The organism is Neobacillus notoginsengisoli (genome assembly GCF_003515685.1).
GTDB classification, from domain to species: Bacteria; Bacillota; Bacilli; order Bacillales; family Cytobacillaceae; genus Bacillus_D; species Bacillus_D notoginsengisoli.
In genome coordinates, this window is record NZ_QWEG01000004.1 from 65,066 (window position 1) to 82,647 (window position 17,582).

At 43.7% G+C, this 17,582-nt stretch carries 20 protein-coding genes; 8 read left to right on the plus strand and 12 right to left on the minus strand.

Annotated elements, in window-relative coordinates:
- Window positions 1-11 precede the first annotated feature (11 nt).
- Window positions 12-1,109, minus strand: a complete 1,098-nt coding sequence (locus D1B31_RS06975; RefSeq protein ID WP_118920050.1) for a carbohydrate kinase — start codon at window positions 1,107-1,109, stop codon at window positions 12-14.
- Window positions 1,110-1,467: 358 nt separating this feature from the next.
- Between D1B31_RS06975 and D1B31_RS06980 the strand changes: the two genes are divergently transcribed.
- From D1B31_RS06980 to D1B31_RS06995, 4 genes are all read left to right on the plus strand, one after another.
- Entirely contained in the window at window positions 1,468-2,574 is a 1,107-nt protein-coding gene (locus D1B31_RS06980) for a carbohydrate kinase (protein ID WP_118920051.1), read from the plus strand.
- Entirely contained in the window at window positions 2,575-3,492 is a 918-nt protein-coding gene (locus D1B31_RS06985; protein WP_118920052.1) for a pseudouridine-5'-phosphate glycosidase, read from the plus strand.
- Window positions 3,493-3,795: 303 nt separating this feature from the next.
- On the plus strand, window positions 3,796-4,977 hold the full coding sequence (locus D1B31_RS06990) for a NupC/NupG family nucleoside CNT transporter (RefSeq protein WP_118920053.1): 1,182 nt from the start codon (window positions 3,796-3,798) through the stop codon (window positions 4,975-4,977).
- Window positions 4,978-4,999: 22 nt separating this feature from the next.
- Complete coding sequence (locus D1B31_RS06995; RefSeq protein WP_118920054.1) at window positions 5,000-5,932, plus strand: nucleoside hydrolase; 933 nt, start codon at window positions 5,000-5,002, stop codon at window positions 5,930-5,932.
- A 50-nt stretch (window positions 5,933-5,982) separates the two neighbouring features.
- Here the strand turns inward: D1B31_RS06995 and D1B31_RS07000 are convergent, their stop codons facing one another.
- The 8 genes from D1B31_RS07000 to D1B31_RS07035 all read right to left on the minus strand — a co-directional run bounded on the left by D1B31_RS07000 (window position 5,983) and on the right by D1B31_RS07035 (window position 11,094).
- The gene (locus D1B31_RS07000; protein ID WP_118920055.1) at window positions 5,983-6,102 is read right to left on the minus strand and encodes a DUF4023 domain-containing protein; all 120 of its coding nucleotides are present in this window, start codon (window positions 6,100-6,102) and stop codon (window positions 5,983-5,985) included.
- Window positions 6,103-6,198: 96 nt separating this feature from the next.
- Window positions 6,199-6,825 carry a nitroreductase family protein gene (locus D1B31_RS07005; protein ID WP_118920056.1) on the minus strand — a complete coding sequence of 209 codons (627 nt, stop codon included), beginning with the start codon at window positions 6,823-6,825 and terminating at the stop codon, window positions 6,199-6,201.
- 230 nt (window positions 6,826-7,055) lie between these two features.
- On the minus strand, window positions 7,056-7,472 hold the full coding sequence (locus D1B31_RS07010) for a hypothetical protein (protein WP_158587485.1): 417 nt from the start codon (window positions 7,470-7,472) through the stop codon (window positions 7,056-7,058).
- Between the two features lie 108 nt (window positions 7,473-7,580).
- A complete protein-coding gene (locus D1B31_RS24170) occupies window positions 7,581-7,718 on the minus strand; it encodes a hypothetical protein (RefSeq protein ID WP_158587486.1) in 138 nt (45 codons plus the stop codon).
- A gap of 100 nt (window positions 7,719-7,818) precedes the next feature.
- Window positions 7,819-9,108 (minus strand): FtsW/RodA/SpoVE family cell cycle protein, encoded by a 1,290-nt coding sequence (locus tag D1B31_RS07015; protein WP_118920058.1) that lies wholly within the window; start codon window positions 9,106-9,108, stop codon window positions 7,819-7,821.
- A complete protein-coding gene (locus D1B31_RS07020; protein WP_118920059.1) occupies window positions 9,098-9,517 on the minus strand; it encodes a PadR family transcriptional regulator in 420 nt (139 codons plus the stop codon). Before D1B31_RS07020 ends, D1B31_RS07015 begins: the two co-directional genes overlap by 11 nt.
- Window positions 9,518-9,521: 4 nt before the next feature.
- Window positions 9,522-10,055 (minus strand): sigma-70 family RNA polymerase sigma factor, encoded by a 534-nt coding sequence (locus D1B31_RS07025; protein ID WP_275670705.1) that lies wholly within the window; start codon window positions 10,053-10,055, stop codon window positions 9,522-9,524.
- Window positions 10,056-10,578: 523 nt separating this feature from the next.
- Complete coding sequence (locus tag D1B31_RS07035) at window positions 10,579-11,094, minus strand: hypothetical protein (protein ID WP_118920061.1); 516 nt, start codon at window positions 11,092-11,094, stop codon at window positions 10,579-10,581.
- Window positions 11,095-11,226: 132 nt separating this feature from the next.
- On the opposite strand from D1B31_RS07035, the gene D1B31_RS07040 reads away from it, so the two are divergent.
- The 3 genes from D1B31_RS07040 (at window position 11,227) to D1B31_RS07050 (ending at window position 13,638) form a co-directional block, all read left to right on the plus strand.
- Window positions 11,227-11,691 carry a GNAT family N-acetyltransferase gene (locus D1B31_RS07040; protein WP_118920062.1) on the plus strand — a complete coding sequence of 155 codons (465 nt, stop codon included), beginning with the start codon at window positions 11,227-11,229 and terminating at the stop codon, window positions 11,689-11,691.
- Between the two features lie 107 nt (window positions 11,692-11,798).
- Window positions 11,799-12,323, plus strand: a complete 525-nt coding sequence (locus tag D1B31_RS07045; RefSeq protein WP_240035202.1) for a sigma-70 family RNA polymerase sigma factor — start codon at window positions 11,799-11,801, stop codon at window positions 12,321-12,323.
- Window positions 12,316-13,638 carry a DUF4179 domain-containing protein gene (locus D1B31_RS07050; protein WP_158587487.1) on the plus strand — a complete coding sequence of 441 codons (1,323 nt, stop codon included), beginning with the start codon at window positions 12,316-12,318 and terminating at the stop codon, window positions 13,636-13,638. Before D1B31_RS07045 ends, D1B31_RS07050 begins: the two co-directional genes overlap by 8 nt.
- A gap of 566 nt (window positions 13,639-14,204) precedes the next feature.
- Here D1B31_RS07050 and D1B31_RS07055 read toward each other — a convergent pair.
- The 3 genes from D1B31_RS07055 to D1B31_RS07065 all read right to left on the minus strand — a co-directional run bounded on the left by D1B31_RS07055 (window position 14,205) and on the right by D1B31_RS07065 (window position 16,361).
- On the minus strand, window positions 14,205-14,783 hold the full coding sequence (locus D1B31_RS07055; RefSeq protein ID WP_118920064.1) for a histidine phosphatase family protein: 579 nt from the start codon (window positions 14,781-14,783) through the stop codon (window positions 14,205-14,207).
- Window positions 14,784-14,812: 29 nt separating this feature from the next.
- The gene (locus tag D1B31_RS07060; protein ID WP_192894747.1) at window positions 14,813-15,532 is read right to left on the minus strand and encodes a DUF3784 domain-containing protein; all 720 of its coding nucleotides are present in this window, start codon (window positions 15,530-15,532) and stop codon (window positions 14,813-14,815) included.
- Window positions 15,533-15,629: 97 nt separating this feature from the next.
- Window positions 15,630-16,361: a CAP domain-containing protein gene (locus D1B31_RS07065; RefSeq protein ID WP_118920320.1), complete on the minus strand. Its 732-nt coding sequence runs from the start codon at window positions 16,359-16,361 to the stop codon at window positions 15,630-15,632.
- A gap of 495 nt (window positions 16,362-16,856) precedes the next feature.
- On the opposite strand from D1B31_RS07065, the gene D1B31_RS07070 reads away from it, so the two are divergent.
- Window positions 16,857-17,564 (plus strand): DNA alkylation repair protein, encoded by a 708-nt coding sequence (locus D1B31_RS07070; RefSeq protein ID WP_118920321.1) that lies wholly within the window; start codon window positions 16,857-16,859, stop codon window positions 17,562-17,564.
- The last annotated feature ends 18 nt before the right edge of the window (window positions 17,565-17,582 follow it).

Sequence of the window (17,582 nt, forward strand, 5' to 3'; positions counted from 1 at the left end):
CACCCTCTTCATTATTCTTTCGTAAACTCGTCGGCGAGTTCTTGAATTTTTTCAGGTTTTAAAAATGGTGAGATCGATTTTTCTGTTTGAAGAGTAAGAGCAGCCCCAGCAAGGCCCAATTGGCAGGCGTTAAATAACGATTTCCCGTTCATAATTCCGTATATCGCACAGGATGCAAATGCTTCGCCAGCCCCTGTGACATCAACCACCTCTGTTTGGAAAGATGGCAAATGCCCGGATTCCTCTACAGAGCAATAATATACCCCTTCATCACCAAGCGTGATGATCACTTTTTGAACCCCGCGCTGTCTAATTTTTTCACAGGCGGTTTGACAATCGTTAAAGGTGTTAATTTGAATGCCGGCTAGCACTTCTGCTTCTTCGCGGTTTGGGAGCAATAGTTCCACTCCATCAAGACGAAAAGGAAGCTTTTGCGCCTTGGCGGTAGATACAGGGTCGATAAACAAAGGAATGTTATCATCTTTGCAGCGTTTAATTAAGTAGCTTATACAGTCCTTAGGAATATTCGTATCCAAATAAACAGCCTGTGAGGCGGCGATATGGGACCATTTTTCCTCGAACATGGAAATGGTCAGTTTTTCGTATATATTCATGTCTGCCATTGAGACAATGCTTTCACCGTCAAGATCTAATAAAGTAGTAAAAGTTCCTGTCCTTTCTGTTGGCAGCACCCATACTTGGCTTACGTCAACCCCTTGGCCTTTTGTTTCCTTCAGAATCCAGTTTCCTTCTATGTCATCTCCGACACAAGTCATTAGAGAAGTGCTAAAGCCGAGCCTGCTTAAGTTTTCGGCAAAATTGCGTGCGACTCCGCCACAAGCCTCAGTAATTTTGACCGGATTGGATGAATATAAGCGCACTTTCTGATTTGTTCGTGCTTTCCGGTCTGTGTTAGCCCCTCCGATACAGATGATCGACGATTCTTCCCTAAGAATATAGCCGCGGCCCTTGATCTCACCGCGTCTTGTCAGGCTGCTAATATAATTCGCAACCGCAGGTCGTGATAAACCGACTTTTTGTGACAACTCTTGCTGCGATATAAAAGGGTTCATTCTGATAAGATGTAAAATTTGTTTCTCTTTATCCATGGAAGATCCCCGCCCTCAAAAACTTTTTCCCTAAAGTTGTGTTTACAAATATATTCATATTTTCATTCTATTGGCAACTAGATTATACGCTATCAAAATTATACAAACAAATGATAATCGGTAAAAAACATGTTCAGGCAATGCAAAAACATATTAGTTAATTTTTCCATTTTTAATCATCGGGATAAATGCTAAGACTAATAATTGCGTTAAATAAAGCTTTATCACCTTTAACAATAAAAATTGGGTAATTATGCAATTGTTTTTGCGAAAGAATATTGTTGACATTCAGAAATGAAAACGTATACTAAACTTATGTTTAAGTTATAAACATTTGTCACGAAAGGGGGTTTGCACAATGACTGATGAAATTAGCAGAAGTGAAAAATTAGTATTAGACATGATTCACGCAAATCCATTTATTTCCCAAGAGGAATTATCAGAATTAATGGGACTGCCATTATCCTCCATTGCAAATAGTATTTCCGAGTTAGTTAAGAAAGAATATATTCTAGGAAAAGCTTTTGTTTTAAATGAAGCAACTCCTATTATCTGCATTGGCGGGGCTAACGTTGACCGAAAGTTCTATGCCAAAGATGAAATTACTCATGAGACGTCCAATCCGGTGAAATCTTCGATATCGGTAGGAGGCGTCGCGAGAAATATTGCTGAAAACTTAGGTAGATTAGGCGAAGAAGTCATCTTGCTATCCGCTAGGGGCAATGATTCCGATTGGGACGTGATTTATGATTTATCCTCACCATTTATGAACTTGGAGCATGTCACTCCATTTGAACATTCATCAACAGGCTCCTATACAGCAGTTTTAGATAAGAATGGTGACTTAACAGTCGCATTAGCAGACATGGATATTTACGAAAATATCACCCCTGAGTTGTTAATGAAAAACAGTCCGATTCTTAGAAAAGCGAAATGTATTGTCGTTGATTTGAACTGTCCAGAAGCGACGATTGATTTTCTTAGTTCTTTCACATCTAAGCATCATATTCCATTAGTCGTGATCCCTGTTTCAGGGCCAAAAATGAATAGGCTTCCAGAAGCCTTGAATGCAGTAAGCTGGCTCATCGTAAATAGGGATGAAACTGAAACCTTCATGAATATGAAAATCAAAGATGAGAAGGATTGGAAAGAGTCAGTGGAAAAGTGGCTCGAACTAGGCGTAAAAAATGTGATTGTAACGAATGGATCAAAAGGTGTCATGGTTGGAGTGGAAACCGGAGAGATCCATCACTACTCGGCTATTGAAACACCAAAGGTTGTGGATGTGACAGGTGCAGGAGATTCTTTTTGTTCAGGGGTCGTTTATTCCTGGTTACAAAAGAAAGACCTCGACTACATTATTAAATCTGGTTTGGTCAATGCACACAAAACAATTATGTCAGAGTATACAGTCAGACAGGAACTATCCCAAAAACAATTTATTTTAGATATGGAGGCAATTTAAATGAAACAATATCTTGAATTTTCCGCAGAGGTACAAAAAGCAAAAGAAGAAGGTAAAGCAATCGTAGCGTTGGAATCAACGATTATCTCCCATGGTATGCCTTATCCGCAAAACGTCCAGATGGCACGCGAAGTTGAACAAATCGTTCGTGACAATGGCGCCGTTCCTGCAACAATTGCAATCATCGACGGAAAAATCAAAATTGGTTTGACAGAGGAAGAGCTGGAGCTATTCGGTAAAAGCTCAGATGTTGCCAAAGTATCAAGACGTGACTTGGCTGCAATCGTTGCAACGAAGAAACTAGGTGCGACGACTGTTTCCTCCACAATGATTTGTGCTGAAATGGCAGGAATCGGCATCTTCGTAACAGGCGGCATCGGCGGCGTTCACAGAGGCGCAGAAACAACGATGGACATCTCAGCTGACCTTGATGAGCTGGCACAAACAAATGTAGCTGTTGTTTGCGCAGGCGCGAAATCCATTCTCGACCTGGCTCTTACGCTAGAGTACCTTGAAACAAAAGGAGTTCCTGTCATCGGGTACGGAACTGAAGTTCTTCCAGCATTCTACACAAGAAGAAGTGAACATAAATTAAACTTTTTCACTGATTCACTTGATGTAATCGCTGATACTCTGAAAACAAAATGGGAATTGAACCTTAAAGGCGGAGCGGTCATTGCGAACCCGATTCCAGAAGAGCATGCGATGGACGAAGATTACATCAATGGCATTATCGCTGACGCGGTGAAAGAAGCAGAAGAAAAAGGCATCTCCGGTAAAGACAGCACGCCATTCTTGCTTGGCGCAATCAAAGAAAAAACAGAAGGCAAGAGCCTTGTTGCCAATATCGAGCTAGTAAAACACAATGCTAAAGTAGGATCTCAACTCGCAGTTAGCTATAACAATAAAGCAAAGTAATTGAAGTGTTAAAATAAAGGCTCTATTAAGGAATACTGTTGATTTTTTAAAACGTTGATGGAAGCGAAGGGCACCGCCTCCGGCGGGATATAGCGGCAAGGTGGAGACCCCACAGGCGCAGTGCGCCGAGGAGGCTCCACTGACGCCCCGCGGAAAGCGTGTGCCCGTAGTGGAAATCAACAGCCAAGTTAGAAAGAGAAAAAAACAATTCAACTTCTATAAAGTGAAATAATCAAAAACTTTATAGAAGTTGTTTTTTTCAAAAGCTAGCTGAAAACGCTAACAATAGAAGGTGGGCTTTACATGAACTTTATCTTTTTATTGACAGGACTTTTATTTATTTTTGTTATTGGCTTCCTAGTCAGTAATGATAGAAAAAACATTAAATATAAACGAATTCTAACCATGTTGGTTGTACAGGTCATTTTAGTTTACTTTATGATGAACACCAATATCGGTTTGATTGCCATCACAAAAGTGGGCGTGTTCTTTGAAGAGTTAATGAAACTTGCTGATGCAGGGATCAACTTTGTATTTGGCGGCATGGTAAATGAAGGCGCATTCACATTTTTTATGTCAGTATTATTACCGCTCGTCTTTATATCCGTTTTAATTGGAATTTTAAATTATATAAAAGTACTGCCGTTTATTATTAAATATTTAGGGTTGATTTTAAGCAAAATCACTGGCATGGGAAAGCTGGAAAGCTATTTTGCTATTTCTACGGCAACACTTGGGCAGCCAGAAGTATTCCTGACAATCATTAAACAAATTCCTGTTCTATCGCCTCAAAGGCTTTATACGATTTGTACGTCAGCAATGAGTGCAATCAGTATGGCGATGGTAGGTTCTTATATGAAAATGTTGGAGCCGAAATTCGTTGTAACCGCTGTCGTATTGAATATTTTCAGCGCACTTATTATTGCAAATATTATCAACCCATATGACTTGGACGAAAAAGAGGATTTAGTTCAAGTGGAAGAAAAAGAAAAGCTTCCATTCTTCCAAATGATTGGCGAAAGTGTAATGGATGGGTTTAAACTCGTCATTATCGTAGCAGCTATGCTTTTAGGGTTTATTTCCTTAATGGAATTGATCAATGTCGTTTTCCTCGGCGTATTCCAAATTTCTTTCCAAACGGTTATTGGTTATATTTTTGCACCAATTGCTTTCTTAATGGGTATTCCATGGGGAGAAGCCGTCCAGGCAGGCGGAATCATGGCCACGAAACTCATTACAAACGAATTTGTGGCAATGTTGAATTTCGGCGATATTTCAAAACAGCTTTCGGATAAAACAGTCGCCATAGTATCTGTTTATTTGGTCAGCTTTGCGAACTTCGGAACGGTCGGAATCGTTGCCGGCTCCATCAAGGCCATTAGTGAAAAACAAGGGAATTTCGTAGCAAAACATTCTATGAAATTGCTGTTGGGGGCAACATTGGCATCTGTTATTTCAGGAACAATGATGGGGCTTGTGATGTAATAACTTCTAGAGGTGAAAAGGATTGAATAACAAAAGAAAAATCATCTTGGATTGTGATCCTGGCCATGATGACGCGATTGCAATTATTTTAGCCGCTGCAAGGCCGGAATTGGAGATACTGGGAATTACAACTGTTTCAGGAAATGCGGAGATTGAAAAAACAACGGATAATGCGTTAAAAATATGTGATTTGGTTTCATTAAAAGATGTGATAGTTTCTAAGGGAGCAAGTGAACCGTTGATTCGTGTGCGGGAAACGGCACCTGGCATTCATGGTGATTCCGGATTGGACGGGCCGGATCTCCCTGAACCATCCCGCAGCTGGAGTGATGAACATGGTGCAGACACCATTATTAGACTTGTAAAAGAGTCGAAAGACCCGGTTACCATTTTGCCAACCGGACCATTAACAAATGTTGCCCTCGCTTTAGCGAAGGCACCGGAAATAAAGGATAATATAGAAGAAATTGTCCTGATGGGCGGCGGGACATTTGGGAACTGGACACCTACGGCTGAATTTAATATTTGGGCAGACCCGGAAGCGGCAAAAAAAATATTTGATAGTGGCCTTCCAATTGCCGTGATGGGGCTGGATATCACACACCAGGCCTTGGCAACAAAAGACGTGATAAATCAAGTGAATCAAATTGATAATCAAGTTGCTAAAATCGTTGGAGAGTTACTTGTTTTCTTTGCTTCAACCTATAAAGAGATGTTCGATTTTGATGGAGCGCCTGTACACGATGTGTTAACGGTTGCCTATTGTGTCGCACCGGAATTATTTAAGATGAAAGAGGTAAATATTACGGTCGAAACGAAAGGCGAGTTTACAGCGGGAACGACTTCAGTCGATCTTCATGGAGTTACGGGCAGAGAAGTGAACGCCAAGTTCGGATTGGAACTGGATGTAGATGGTTTCTGGAAGCTCATGATTGACGCGCTTAAAAAGTATTAAACAATAAAAAGGCTGAAAACATTGATGTTTTCAGCCTTTTTTCTCATGTATTAATGTTGCTTATTCGGAAGCTGGTCGCTCGGGTTTCCTTTTCCTTGACGCTTCTTGTTTTGCTTGTCTTTTCTTTGCTTTTCGTGAATCTTCTCAACGAACTCATGGGTGTTATCCATGCCTGTCCCTCCTGGTTTTCATGTCCTGGAGTTAGTGTTGGCAATCACGTCCGAAACCATGTATGAATTTTTGCCAAAAGAAAAAGCCTTAAAGAATTAAATAAACTCCACAACATCCCCTACAGGGAACCGTGTTGTCGGGCGGCCCGGCGCAGCGGCTTTGCCGAGTGCAATAAGGATAGTGGGAATGTAGCGGTCACCAATGTCAAATCGTTCCTTGAACAGTTCTTTATTGTAGCCGCCCATTGGCACAGTGTCGTATCCGCGTGCTTTTGCAATAAGCATGAGCTGCATGGACACCAGGCCCGCATCGAACGTAGCGATATGTTCCCTAACCTCATGCGAAGCATTCTGATAGGTGCGGCTTGTGTTTTCAATCATGCGCTCCATTATCTTTTCTTCCATATAACCTGCTTCATAAGCGCTCCGGTAAACATCCTCAATATTGTGATACATTTCGGCATCACCGAGGACGGCGATGACTGCAGAAGCCGTTTCCACCTGCTCCTGATTAAAGGCAATGCCGCGAAGTTCCTTTTTCACTTCCTCATCTGTAAAGACGAGAAACTTCCAAGGCTGCAGATTGTTGGATGAAGGAGCAAGAGTTGCTTCTTGCAAAATATCAATGATTTCATCGCGGGAAATTTTGAAAGAAGGATCATACTTCCGGACAGAGCGGCGCTCCTGAATGACCGAAGAAAGAGTTTGTTCTGAGACAATCATGCTGTATATACCTCCAAACTAGTTACAAAAAGTAAGCTGTAATGAACAGGGTAGCGTTTTAAAGAGGAATATGTCAAATGATGAGGCTTGACGCCTTCAGCAAGAAAAACACCTTTCCCCATTGCTAGGGAAAGGTGTTTTCTATTTTACCTCTATCTAGTGTACGAAGAGGAAAAATGAACTTTATAATGAATTCAATCAAACGTTCGATTAAATTGTATTTCTACCTACTACCTAACCTCTATCACAAACGCGTACCCCGAGGAGCCACGTTCCCAGCTCCCGTGAATGCTGTAAACGTAAATTCCTTTTTCATCAGGTGCTGTGAAGATGTTGCCGTTCAGTGTGGCTCGTTCAGCATCGATGTCGCTGACCCAGCGGCTGATACCGACTGAGTCTTTAAGCGGGACTTTTTTGAAAGCAATTTTCACTTCTTCCCCGGGGGAGACGACAATTGGCTTCAGGTTGTGGTGCTTGACGAGCTCTGGCGGGGAAATAGTGTCTTCACACTTCGAGTGAATAATTCCCTCCCAGCAAAAAGAGGCTCTTGCCGCGGTCATATGCTGGTTACCCGCAGACACGGCGAGTGTCGGCGGTCCAACCGGGATTAACGTCAGAATCAAATAAATCCCCGTCACCAAAGACAAAAATATCACAACTTCTTTCAACAGCCTTTCCACTTCCATCCCCCCGGATGATTTTGTTGTTATCTATTAGACGGATGAACGGCTGGAAAGTTGCTAAAGAATTTCCTGTTATTCGCAAAAATTTCTTTCGTTTTCCTCTCTAAGCCTTCGGACTTCATCCTCCAAATAGCGCAACCGAATGTTAATACGATAGAAGATGGGCATATAGGCAACGATGATAATAATTAAAAAAACAATCCAATTCAATTTGGCTCCCCCTCAACCTGTACAGAATAACTTAACTATATCTCAGCATTTTTCTTTTTTGCAAAAGAAAACAGCCCTGGGGGTGGAACTCCAGGACTGTTTACTGCAAAGGCTTCGCTGGCGCGGCGCTATGGACAGGCAAATCTTTTCTCCGGTACACACTTAAGACAAGCCCGACAATGAATGCGTTAATCAATGTCGGCATGAGTCCGTAGCTGATAAACGGCAGTGAAACAGAGGTGAGGGGAAGGAGGCCGATTGACATCCCGATATTATAGAAAACTTGTGCTGAGAAGAGGGCGACGGCCCCGGTCACGAGCATTTTTCCGAAAGAATCATGAATCATGGTTAAGATGAATGCCATCCTGATTGCCAAAAATAGCAGAGTGGCCAATAGAATTGCCGCGAAAAGCCAGCCCGCATAGTGTGTGATGGAAACGAAAGCCATGTCAGTGTGGCCTTCAGGCAGAAAATCCCCATGCTCCCGCTGGCCGAACCAGCCTGCGGAAGATAAGGCCTTCCGAAGATGTAGATACAGATAACCGAACCCTTCGGAGTCCCTTTCCGGGTAAAGGAAGGCAGTAAAACGCATCTTTACATAATTTTTCATTTGAATATAATACCCGGTTGACATGATGGTGATCATCGCAGTTAAAATCGCGGCCGTTTTTGCAAAAGAGAACGTTCTTGAAAGTCTCCTGGCAAGCATGGCCAAAACGATGACAATATATAAGATAATCGTTGGAAGCATACTGACCGGAATCAGGATGATGAGGGAGATGAAAAATAATAGGGCTAATTGCCAAAGCCTCATCCGGTTATTTTCGAAAAATGATGCCCATGCCAAAAACAGAAACGGCAAGGCCATCGTACTTTCAATCCTTACAGGACCGATAGCCAGATATGGCATTCCCATAATATACCTGCTCGCCAAGAATTGGAGAGCCAATAGAATGGATATTCCCAAGCCGAAATAAACAAAGCCATATTTTTTCAGAATCCGGTAATTGACGAGCATCAAGCCTAGGGCCACCGCGGCGCCAATGAGGATAGTCAGCATTTTTTTGACGGCATAGTGTGGGATTGAAATATAACCGGCTGGTATAAGTGACAGAAAACCAAAGCACAGGGCAAGCCCCAATAGGATAATCATCAGCCAATCAACTTGCGGACGGTAGAGCTTGTCAAATTGCATGCCGAGCTGAATCGGGCTGCCCATTTGCTTAACAGCTTGTTTCTCGGCATCTTCATCAGACATTCCTTTTTGCGCCCATTCTTCCGTCGAACATTTAATGTGATAGGCGAGTTCGTCCTTAACGAGCCTTTTTGCTTCATTGGACTTTATGTGTTTAACGACTTCTTGAATGAAGGAATTTTTTTCATGTCCCACTTGTATTTCCTCCCAGTAGCTCGGTTAGGCCTAGGCGGTTAGAGGCAGCCCGCCTTTCGTTTTTTGCGAGAAATTTCTTTCCCTTGTCTGCCAGTCTGTAATATTTCACTCCGGATTCCCAGTTAGGGAAAATCAACCTGTTTTTCTCGAGTTGGTGGAGGATTGTGTAAAGGGATCCTTCGTTTTCGACGAAACGCTTCATGCCACGAGCTTCTAGCAGTTTTACGAGCCCAAAGCCAGTCCGTTCCTGAACAAGAAGCTGCAAGATAGCCATTGTGGTGTCTTCGTCACTCTCAAATGAAGTTTTCACTTTTTTCTTGATTTCTTTTTGAAGATCTTCTGTAAAAACGAGATCCGCGAAAGTATTCTTTTTCATTGATGTACGCAGCTTTTTCAATCGATCTTCCATTGATTCAGCCCTCCAGTAGTTCCTTTAGTAGATCCTTTGCCCGCTTCAGCCGGGTTTTGACTGTGTTTTGGTTCAGGCCAATTAAGTCAGCAATCTCCTTTACCATCAAGTCTTCAAAGTAAAAAAGGTAAATAACTTCCCTGTACATGACAGGCAGCTTCATCACCGCCGCTGCCAGCTGGGCATCCTCATCCTTTTTAATGACTTCATGTTCAACCGTATTTGTACTGCAGCGTGTTGCATAAGGTTCATTTTCTGAAACAACGACATTGTTGTTATACCAGCTTTTTAGATAATCCTTGCTCGTATTAATGGCGATTCTCCACAGCCAAGTCCTCAACGAAGCCCGCCCTTTATATGTATGAAGAGACTTATAACATTTAATGAAAATCTCCTGGGTTAAATCCTCTGCGACGGCCTTGTTCTTCACATAGGAAAAAACAAGCTGCAGGATTTCCTGCCCGTACAAAGTCATTAATTGATCAATCATTTCTTCTCTTTCTTGCAAAATAAGCCCATCAACCGCATATCCCTTCAACCCTCTTCCCTCCCGTTCAATAATTAGACGACCATTCCCGCGGAAAGGTTTGTGTAAAAGAAAGTATATTTTTATTTAAGGCAGCAAAAAAGATTTGGCAGCCGTTCCTTCGGTTACTAAAGGAAGGTTTAGTGCCCGGACAGCTACTTTCAGAACAGCCTTCGATTAATAAAGGCGGACTTATTCATTGAACAGCTACTGGCAGCAGAGCCTTCGATTAATAAAGGAAGCTTTAGTGTACGAACAGCATCGGTTAGCCGCCGCTTTGGTCACTAAAGCACGTGGCAAGCGCGTCCAGAAAAGGACAAAAAAAATCCCCCTTCCAAAAGGAAGAGGGATTCACGGAAGGAGCAAAAATGAACTAAAATTTAGCCATCAGCCGCCATTGCCATAGTTGGTCATCGGTCAAGAGTGACAGTGTGATAGGGAATCGGTCATCGGTTTGCCTTTTGCCATCACAAAATACCAATTGTATCTGGGGCGCTCCTTCCGCGCCTTGAAGGGGAGTCTCACCCCTTCAAGGTTAGAAATAATTATCAGCGTCGAAATCCAGTTCGATCGAATAGTTTTTCGCATTTATCAGGTTGGAAAGTTTGTTGGCATGACGCTCCGCTTCCAGCCCTTTGACGCGGTATTCCTCAGGTTCGAAGAGCGCTACCTTCACGATAGAAATGTTCTCGCCATATGTATAAGGAAACTCTTCCTTCTGGGCTGCGCCGTACTCTTTATACTTTCGCGCTTTTGCCCGGAGCTGGGTCGCAAGCTCGATTGCTTCCACGATCGGAAGCTCTTCATCATTGAAGATAACAGTGTTTTCGATATTGGCCGCATAGACCAATCTGTCCAAAATCCGCATGTCTTTACGGATAGCATCAAGGTCAAGCTCTACTTCCTTCAGCGTGCGGGGGAGCTTTGGCTTTTTCCCGCCTTTCTCCATTTCAACGAACGCAACCCGGTCCATTTCCTCTTCAATCTCATGAACCCGTTTATTTAAGATACTTTTCAGTTTAACCGCTTCTGCGAGTGTTATTTTTGCCAAAATCCCCAACTCCCTCTTAATCAGGATTATTCAAGATTACCATTATTTGAGATTGACATCAAATGAGAAGAAGGAATTTACCGGCAAAAAATGAATTAGTAATGAAAGAGAGGTATTTGAGGAGGAAGCGGTTTGCAAATCAGGCTTGCTGAAACGAAGGATATTGAACAGTTAATCAAAATGAGATGGGATTTTACGCTGGAGGATTACCCGTCCGCACAGGAAAAGAGTGATTATCATTCTTTTACTATGGAGTGCAAAAATTTTCTCGAACAGGCAATCAGCAGCGGCCAATGGTTTATCTGGGTCGCGGAGGAAGGAGAGCAGCTTGTTTCACATATTTATATTGAACTCATCCAGAAAGTGCCGCGGCCTGGAAGGGTGACCGCACCTTTTGCATATATGACAAATGTGTATACAGTGAAGGAATATAGAGGCAAAGGGATTGGAAGTAAACTGATTTCCGTGGTCAATGACTGGGTGAAAGAAAATAAGTACGAATTTATTATCGTTTGGCTGAGTGAGGATGGCGTCCGATTTTATGAGCGCAATGGATATGCCCGCTGCATAGAGCCGATGGAGTACTTTCCAAATTGAGTTTTGCCAGCAAGGGGCCTGACCGGCTCTTTTTTCTTTTGCAAAATGAAATTTCTTAAAACTTTTTAGCCGACTGGATGTCTAATGTGTAGAAAGGGGGCGGACAGGTGGATAGCAGGGTGCGAATGGTGAAAGCAGCGATTAAGGGGGATGACGAGGCTTTCCTTGAAATGATGAAAGCTTACAAGATTGATTTATATAAAACAGCGCTCGCGTTTTTAAGGAATGAGGGAGATGCGCTTGAAGCGGTGCAGGAAGTGACGTTCCGCGCCTATAAAGGGATCCGTTCTGTCAGGGAGGCTTCGTACGTCAAGACTTGGCTCATCCGGATTATGATCAACTATTGCAATGACGTTTTGAAAAAGAGGAAAAGGGTTGTGTTTGATGAAGTAATCCTTTATTCGGAAGGCCGGATCGAGAACCACGACGGGCTGGAAATTCGGGATGCGATGAAGGGGCTGGATGACCGATCGCGCGAAATATTGGCGATGAAATATTTCCAGGACTTGAAAATTAGTGAGATTGCGACGGCGCTCAACCATCCTGAAGGAACGATTAAAACTTGGCTGAACAGAGCGTTAAAGGCGTTGCGGGAAAAACTTGGTGAGAATGGAGGAGGGTACCGTGTATAGTCCGGAAGAAGAAAAGCTAGCAGATTACAAACGGTTTGTCGATGGCCTTCCTGTCCCGGAAGAATTACTGGATTCTGCGATTTTGGCAGGTTTTGAAAAGGGCATTCTTGAGAAAAAGCGGACTCAAAGGTGGAAAAGAAGTTTATTTTCAGTGGCAGCTGCCGCTGTCATGGTCATAGGCTTTTTTACTTCGATCAGGCTTTCGCCGGCTTTCGCGGGATATGTATCCGAACTGCCAGGCTTTGCGAAGGTTGTTGACTGGATTCAGGGAGACAAAGGCATCATTGCCGCGCTCGAATCGGAATATGACCAGGAAATTGGCGCATCGAGCACGAAGGATGGGGTTACGTTTACTGTTACGAGGGCGATTGCAGATGAAACGGGGCTGCTGTTGTTTTATACCATTGATACGGTGACAGAACGGCAGGAAATTGGCCTTGAGGATGTGAAATTTAAAAATACGGATGGAAAGAGATTCGTGTTGGAAAGTGCCAGCCATGGTATGCCGCATTATTCTGCAAAAGGGGAAAAGTCGTTTACCGGTACGCTCGATTTCTCTTTTCAGGAACAGTTAGAAGCTAGGGCGTTTCATTTAAAGGTAAAAATTGAAGGAACAGAGCATGAGGTTGATTTTAAGCTGAATAAAGAAATTTCCGCGAAAAAGGAATATGTTATAAACAAAACTGTTGCCATAGAAGGCCAGAAGGTTACCTTTGAAAAGGTGGAGATTTATCCGCTCAGGGTGGCCATTCATGTCAAAATGGATCCCGCCAATACGAAAAGGATTTTAAATTTTGACCAAATCCGGCTTGTGGATGAGCGTGGCGAGACATGGAATAAAATTTCAAATGGGATAACGGCCAGCGGTGGCCCAGCCGACGACAAACGAATTCTTTATGTGCAGAGCAATTACTTTAGGGAACCGAAAAAGCTTTATCTCATTCCTGGCAAAATACAGGCCGTTGATAAAAGTGATGCTTATATGATTGTCGACACGGAAAAGGAAACGATTATTAAACAGCCTCAGCCAGGAAAATTTTATGGCGTGAAGGTGGAGGATGGCAGCTTGTTGATGAGAATGAAAGGAAAGGTTCATTACTTTCCATTTTCAAGTATTAAGGATGCGGAAGGAAAAGATCTTGAAAGACATGATAGCGCAAGCTCTGGTCAGTCGTTTACCACATATGGCAATGGGTATACAGAGCATGGAATCAGTCTGCCGCCCGGAAAGAATGTGTACAAAAACCCGTTGACACTTGAATTGGCTTTCTACCCGTCTTGGATCGAGTCACAGGAAAAAGTAAGGATTAAATAAAAATTTTAGGGCAAAATCCGGGTGCGGGTTTTGCCCTTTTAGTCTTGTAGTCCCTTAAAGTCTAGATGAGTGACAATAATCCGCGAAAATCCGGTCTTGTTGTCACGCAAACCCCGTATGAGTGACAACAATCAGTAAAAGTCCGGTCTGGTTGTCACTCAAAGTCAAGATGAGTGACATCAATCCGCAAAAATCCAGCTGGGTTGTCACTCGAATCCCGTATGAGTGACAACAATCCGTAAAAGTTCGATCTGGTTGTCACGCAAACCCCGTATGAGTGACAACAATCTGCAAAAATCCGGTATTGTTGTCACTCAAAGTCCAGATGAGTGACAACAATCCGCAAAAATCCGATCTGGTTGTCACTCAAAGTCCAGATGAGTGACAACAGTCAGCAAAAATCCAATCTGGTTGTCACTCAAAGTCCAGATGAGTGACAACAATCCGCAAAAGTCCGATCTGGTTGTCACGCAACCCCCGAATGAGTGACAACAGCCAGCAAAAATTCAACCTGGTTGTCACGCAAAAATCCTTTTTACAAATAAATATCTCTGTACTTGATAGAATTACTTCCTCAAATGCTTCGTGCAATTATACAAACTGCACTCCCACACTTCGCCGTTCTCTTCTAACACGGTTACCGCAGTGTTCAACAACGCTGCCTCTTCACTCAAAGCCGGCGCGAGTTCGGAAATAATTTTGCGAATAAACACGCCGTGGCTGACGATGAGGATATTTTTGTCAGGATTAGCATCACTTATATCCCGGACGGCAGCGAGTCCCCGTTCAACGACGCTTTCATGCTGCTCGATGCCAAGGTCGAGTTCCCGCCAGTTGTTGCCCCATCTCACGATTCGCTCAGATTCAGTCGTGCCTTCAATTTGCCCGCCGTTAATCTCACGTAGTCGGGGGTCGAAATGTATCTCATCGACTCCGAGCGTGATAGCGATGATTTCCGCAGTCTGCTTTGCTCGGAGCTGGGGGCTCGCGTAAATCACGTCCCAACTTTCGCCAGATAGCCTTTCGGCGACCAGTCTCGCTTCGTTGATCCCATCCTGGTCAAGGGGGATGTTGGAACTGCCTTGTGCCCGTCTTTCCTTATTCCATGCTGTACTGCCATGCCGGATAAAGCCAAAAGTCGCCATAATGAGCCTCCTAAGTATGTAATCAGAACCTATTCGATCCGCTCAATCAGTTTTCTTTCCCACGCCTGGGTTTGATTTGGATGTTGGCTGTTAATGAAAATATCACCATCATCCGTTTCAATGAGAAGATAGGGAGGCTTCGCTTTTTGAATAAACAACAGGCTGGTCCCATGGCCGGTCACTTTAAATTTTCCTTTGGCAATATCGCTCATCGCAAACCCATTGACTCGGAACGTCACCTCGGGTAATTCGTCAATCAGCTCGACTGATCGAATATCTTCGTAGGGAATTTCTTTTCCGTACATTCCGGTAATTTCAAAGCTGTCTTTCCGTAAAATCAGCTCGGTTTTCTCGTAACCAAAGAACATCAGCACAGCTAGAAAGCTGAAGGTAACTATTGCAATCCCGATGCTGATGACATAGCTTCTCTTCCGTTTTTGGGGAATTTCATATCGGGAGAGATAAATGATTCCTCCTAGCAAAAAAACGATCATGAAGCCGAAAATGAGCTCAACTTTATAAGTAAAGGAAGTAAATAATAACGGAAGCAAAACAATCATTCCAACCGCAGTCGCAATGAGCAAGGAACCAATTTTTTGGGGGTATCCCGCTTTAAGCAGCTGTTCCTGTTCTTCCTTTGAACGATTGGCATAGCCTGAAATGAGCCAGTAGGCGCCTTTTCGGACACCCCAGCCGAGCAGCAAAAACAGCACTGCAGTCCCAAGTACGACAAAAAATAGCATCCACATAATAACCCCTCCTTGTTGGTTTAAGGATACTACATTTTGCCGTTATTTGGCATGGAAAACCGGGTTCCATATTTAGAAACCCGGTTTGTTTGTTCCATTATTTGCTGATGAACATTTGGGTCCAGTAATAGCCGCCTTGTTCGAATCCGACGCCGATGTGGGTGAAGTCACGGTTGAGAATGTTCTGGCGGTGTCCTTCGGAGTTCATCCAGGCTTGGACGACTTCCTGTGGAGTGCGTTGGCCCATGGCAATGTTTTCTCCTGCGCTCCTGTAGGTAACGCCGAAGTCGCGCATCATATCAAATGGCGATCCGTATGTCGGGCTTGTGTGTGAGAAGTAGTTTTTCTGCTGCATATCAATCGATTTTTTTTCAGCCACTCCGCTTAATTTTGTATCGGCTTTCAGTGGCGGCAAACCGTTTTGCTGGCGCTGTACGTTCGTTAAATCAATGACCTGCTGTTCGAACTTGTCAATGCCAGCAGTCGGCTTTTGCTGCTGCTGTGTGGGCGCTTGCCCCTGCCGTTGGCCTTGTTTCTGTGCGGGTGCTTGCTGTTGCTGCCCTTGCTGTGGAACTTGAACCTGGCCACCCTGACCCTGGTTAGGCGCGCCTTGTCCAGGCTGCATGACTGGAGGCTGTGCTCCAGTATTTGGCGGCATGGAAATCAGCCAGTTTTGTCCTTGTCCTGGAATCTGCTGGAACTGTCCCTGACCCTGTCCCTGTCCAGGCATCTGCTGAATTTGTCCAGTGCGGGGATCAATCCTGACAAATTGGTATTCGGCCGGCTGTACAAGGATAGCCGTTGTTTTTGGATAATTCTTACTGTCCATGTCAGTCTCGAGACTTGAAATATTGTCCCTATTGAAGCGGCCATTTCTATCCTTGCCGCGGCGGTTGTTATCGCCTAATGTACCAAACCTATCGTTTCGGTCATCGTTATGGCCAGGATTCCATTCTTCTGTCAATGGACCTTCATGATCCATGCCAAAAAGATCATTGTTTCTGTCTCCGTTATCACGGACATTATACGCCCCGGTTCGATGGTCCGTAGCGTTATCGTTATTGGCATTGTTATTACAGGCCGCAAGTCCGAGGGCAAGAACACTTGCCGCCATAATGGCGAAAGATTTTTTAATCAAGTTACCATCCTCCTCTTGCAAATATAGTGGTACGACCTTATTTTTCAACCAGTTAGGCAAAATATAAGTGGAAATTAGCTGCCGAAACCCTACATTCTGGAAAGCCTTGCCTGTTCTGTTTATCTTGCACCATGTGATGATATAATGGGGAATTAACAGGAGAAAAATGGGGAGTGGGCGAGAATGATGACATTGGAAGAAGTGATGGAAAAATTGTCCGGGATGGGGACGGAGCAAACGAAGAAGACTTTTTTGCGCCACGGGGCACCGGAACCGCTTTTCGGTGTAAAAGTCGGTGATATGAAAAAGCTTGTCAAGTATGTTAAAAAGGACCAGGAGCTCGGGTTGGCGCTTTATGATACAGGAAATTCCGATGCCATGTACCTTGCAGGGCTATCGGTAAATCCAAAGCTGATGGAGAAGGAAAGACTGCAGAAGTGGGTTGAAAAAGCAAAGTGGTATATGCCGGCTGAGTATACGGTTGCAAAAGTGGCGGCCGAAAGCAAGTATGCCCTGGAACTTGCGCGGGAGTGGCTTGAGTCTGATAAAGAGTATATCGCTGTCTGCGGCTGGAGCACCTATTCAAATTATCTTTCAATCACCCCGGATGAAAAACTCGATCTTGATGAACTAAAGCGACTTTTGCAAAGGATTGAAAAGTCCATCCATCAGGAAAGAAACAGGGTCCGATATGTCATGAATGACTTTGTTATTTGCACAGGATCGTTTGTGAAGCCTTTCTATGATGAAGCAATGAAAGTGGCTAAAGCAATTGGCAAGGTTCATGTCGATGTCGGCAATACAGCCTGCAAGGTTCCGCTTGCCGCAGATTATATCAAAAAAGTAGAAGCAAGGGATAAAATTGGGGTAAAGAAGAAAACATGCATTTGTTAAAAAGGTAATCGGAAGTAA

Coding starts and splice junctions, on each gene's coding strand:
- D1B31_RS07000 (WP_118920055.1), bottom strand. CDS start 6,102: ATGGATAACACCCATGAGTTCGTTGAGAAGATTCACGAAAAGCAAAGA.
- D1B31_RS06980 (WP_118920051.1), top strand. CDS start 1,468: ATGACTGATGAAATTAGCAGAAGTGAAAAATTAGTATTAGACATGATT.
- D1B31_RS06975 (WP_118920050.1), bottom strand. CDS start 1,109: ATGGATAAAGAGAAACAAATTTTACATCTTATCAGAATGAACCCTTTT.
- D1B31_RS07005 (WP_118920056.1), bottom strand. CDS start 6,825: ATGATTGTCTCAGAACAAACTCTTTCTTCGGTCATTCAGGAGCGCCGC.
- D1B31_RS07020 (WP_118920059.1), bottom strand. CDS start 9,517: ATGGAAGATCGATTGAAAAAGCTGCGTACATCAATGAAAAAGAATACT.
- D1B31_RS07070 (WP_118920321.1), top strand. CDS start 16,857: ATGACATTGGAAGAAGTGATGGAAAAATTGTCCGGGATGGGGACGGAG.
- D1B31_RS07065 (WP_118920320.1), bottom strand. CDS start 16,361: ATGGACAGTAAGAATTATCCAAAAACAACGGCTATCCTTGTACAGCCG.
- D1B31_RS07055 (WP_118920064.1), bottom strand. CDS start 14,783: ATGGCGACTTTTGGCTTTATCCGGCATGGCAGTACAGCATGGAATAAG.
- D1B31_RS06985 (WP_118920052.1), top strand. CDS start 2,575: ATGAAACAATATCTTGAATTTTCCGCAGAGGTACAAAAAGCAAAAGAA.
- D1B31_RS06990 (WP_118920053.1), top strand. CDS start 3,796: ATGAACTTTATCTTTTTATTGACAGGACTTTTATTTATTTTTGTTATT.
- D1B31_RS07060 (WP_192894747.1), bottom strand. CDS start 15,532: ATGTGGATGCTATTTTTTGTCGTACTTGGGACTGCAGTGCTGTTTTTG.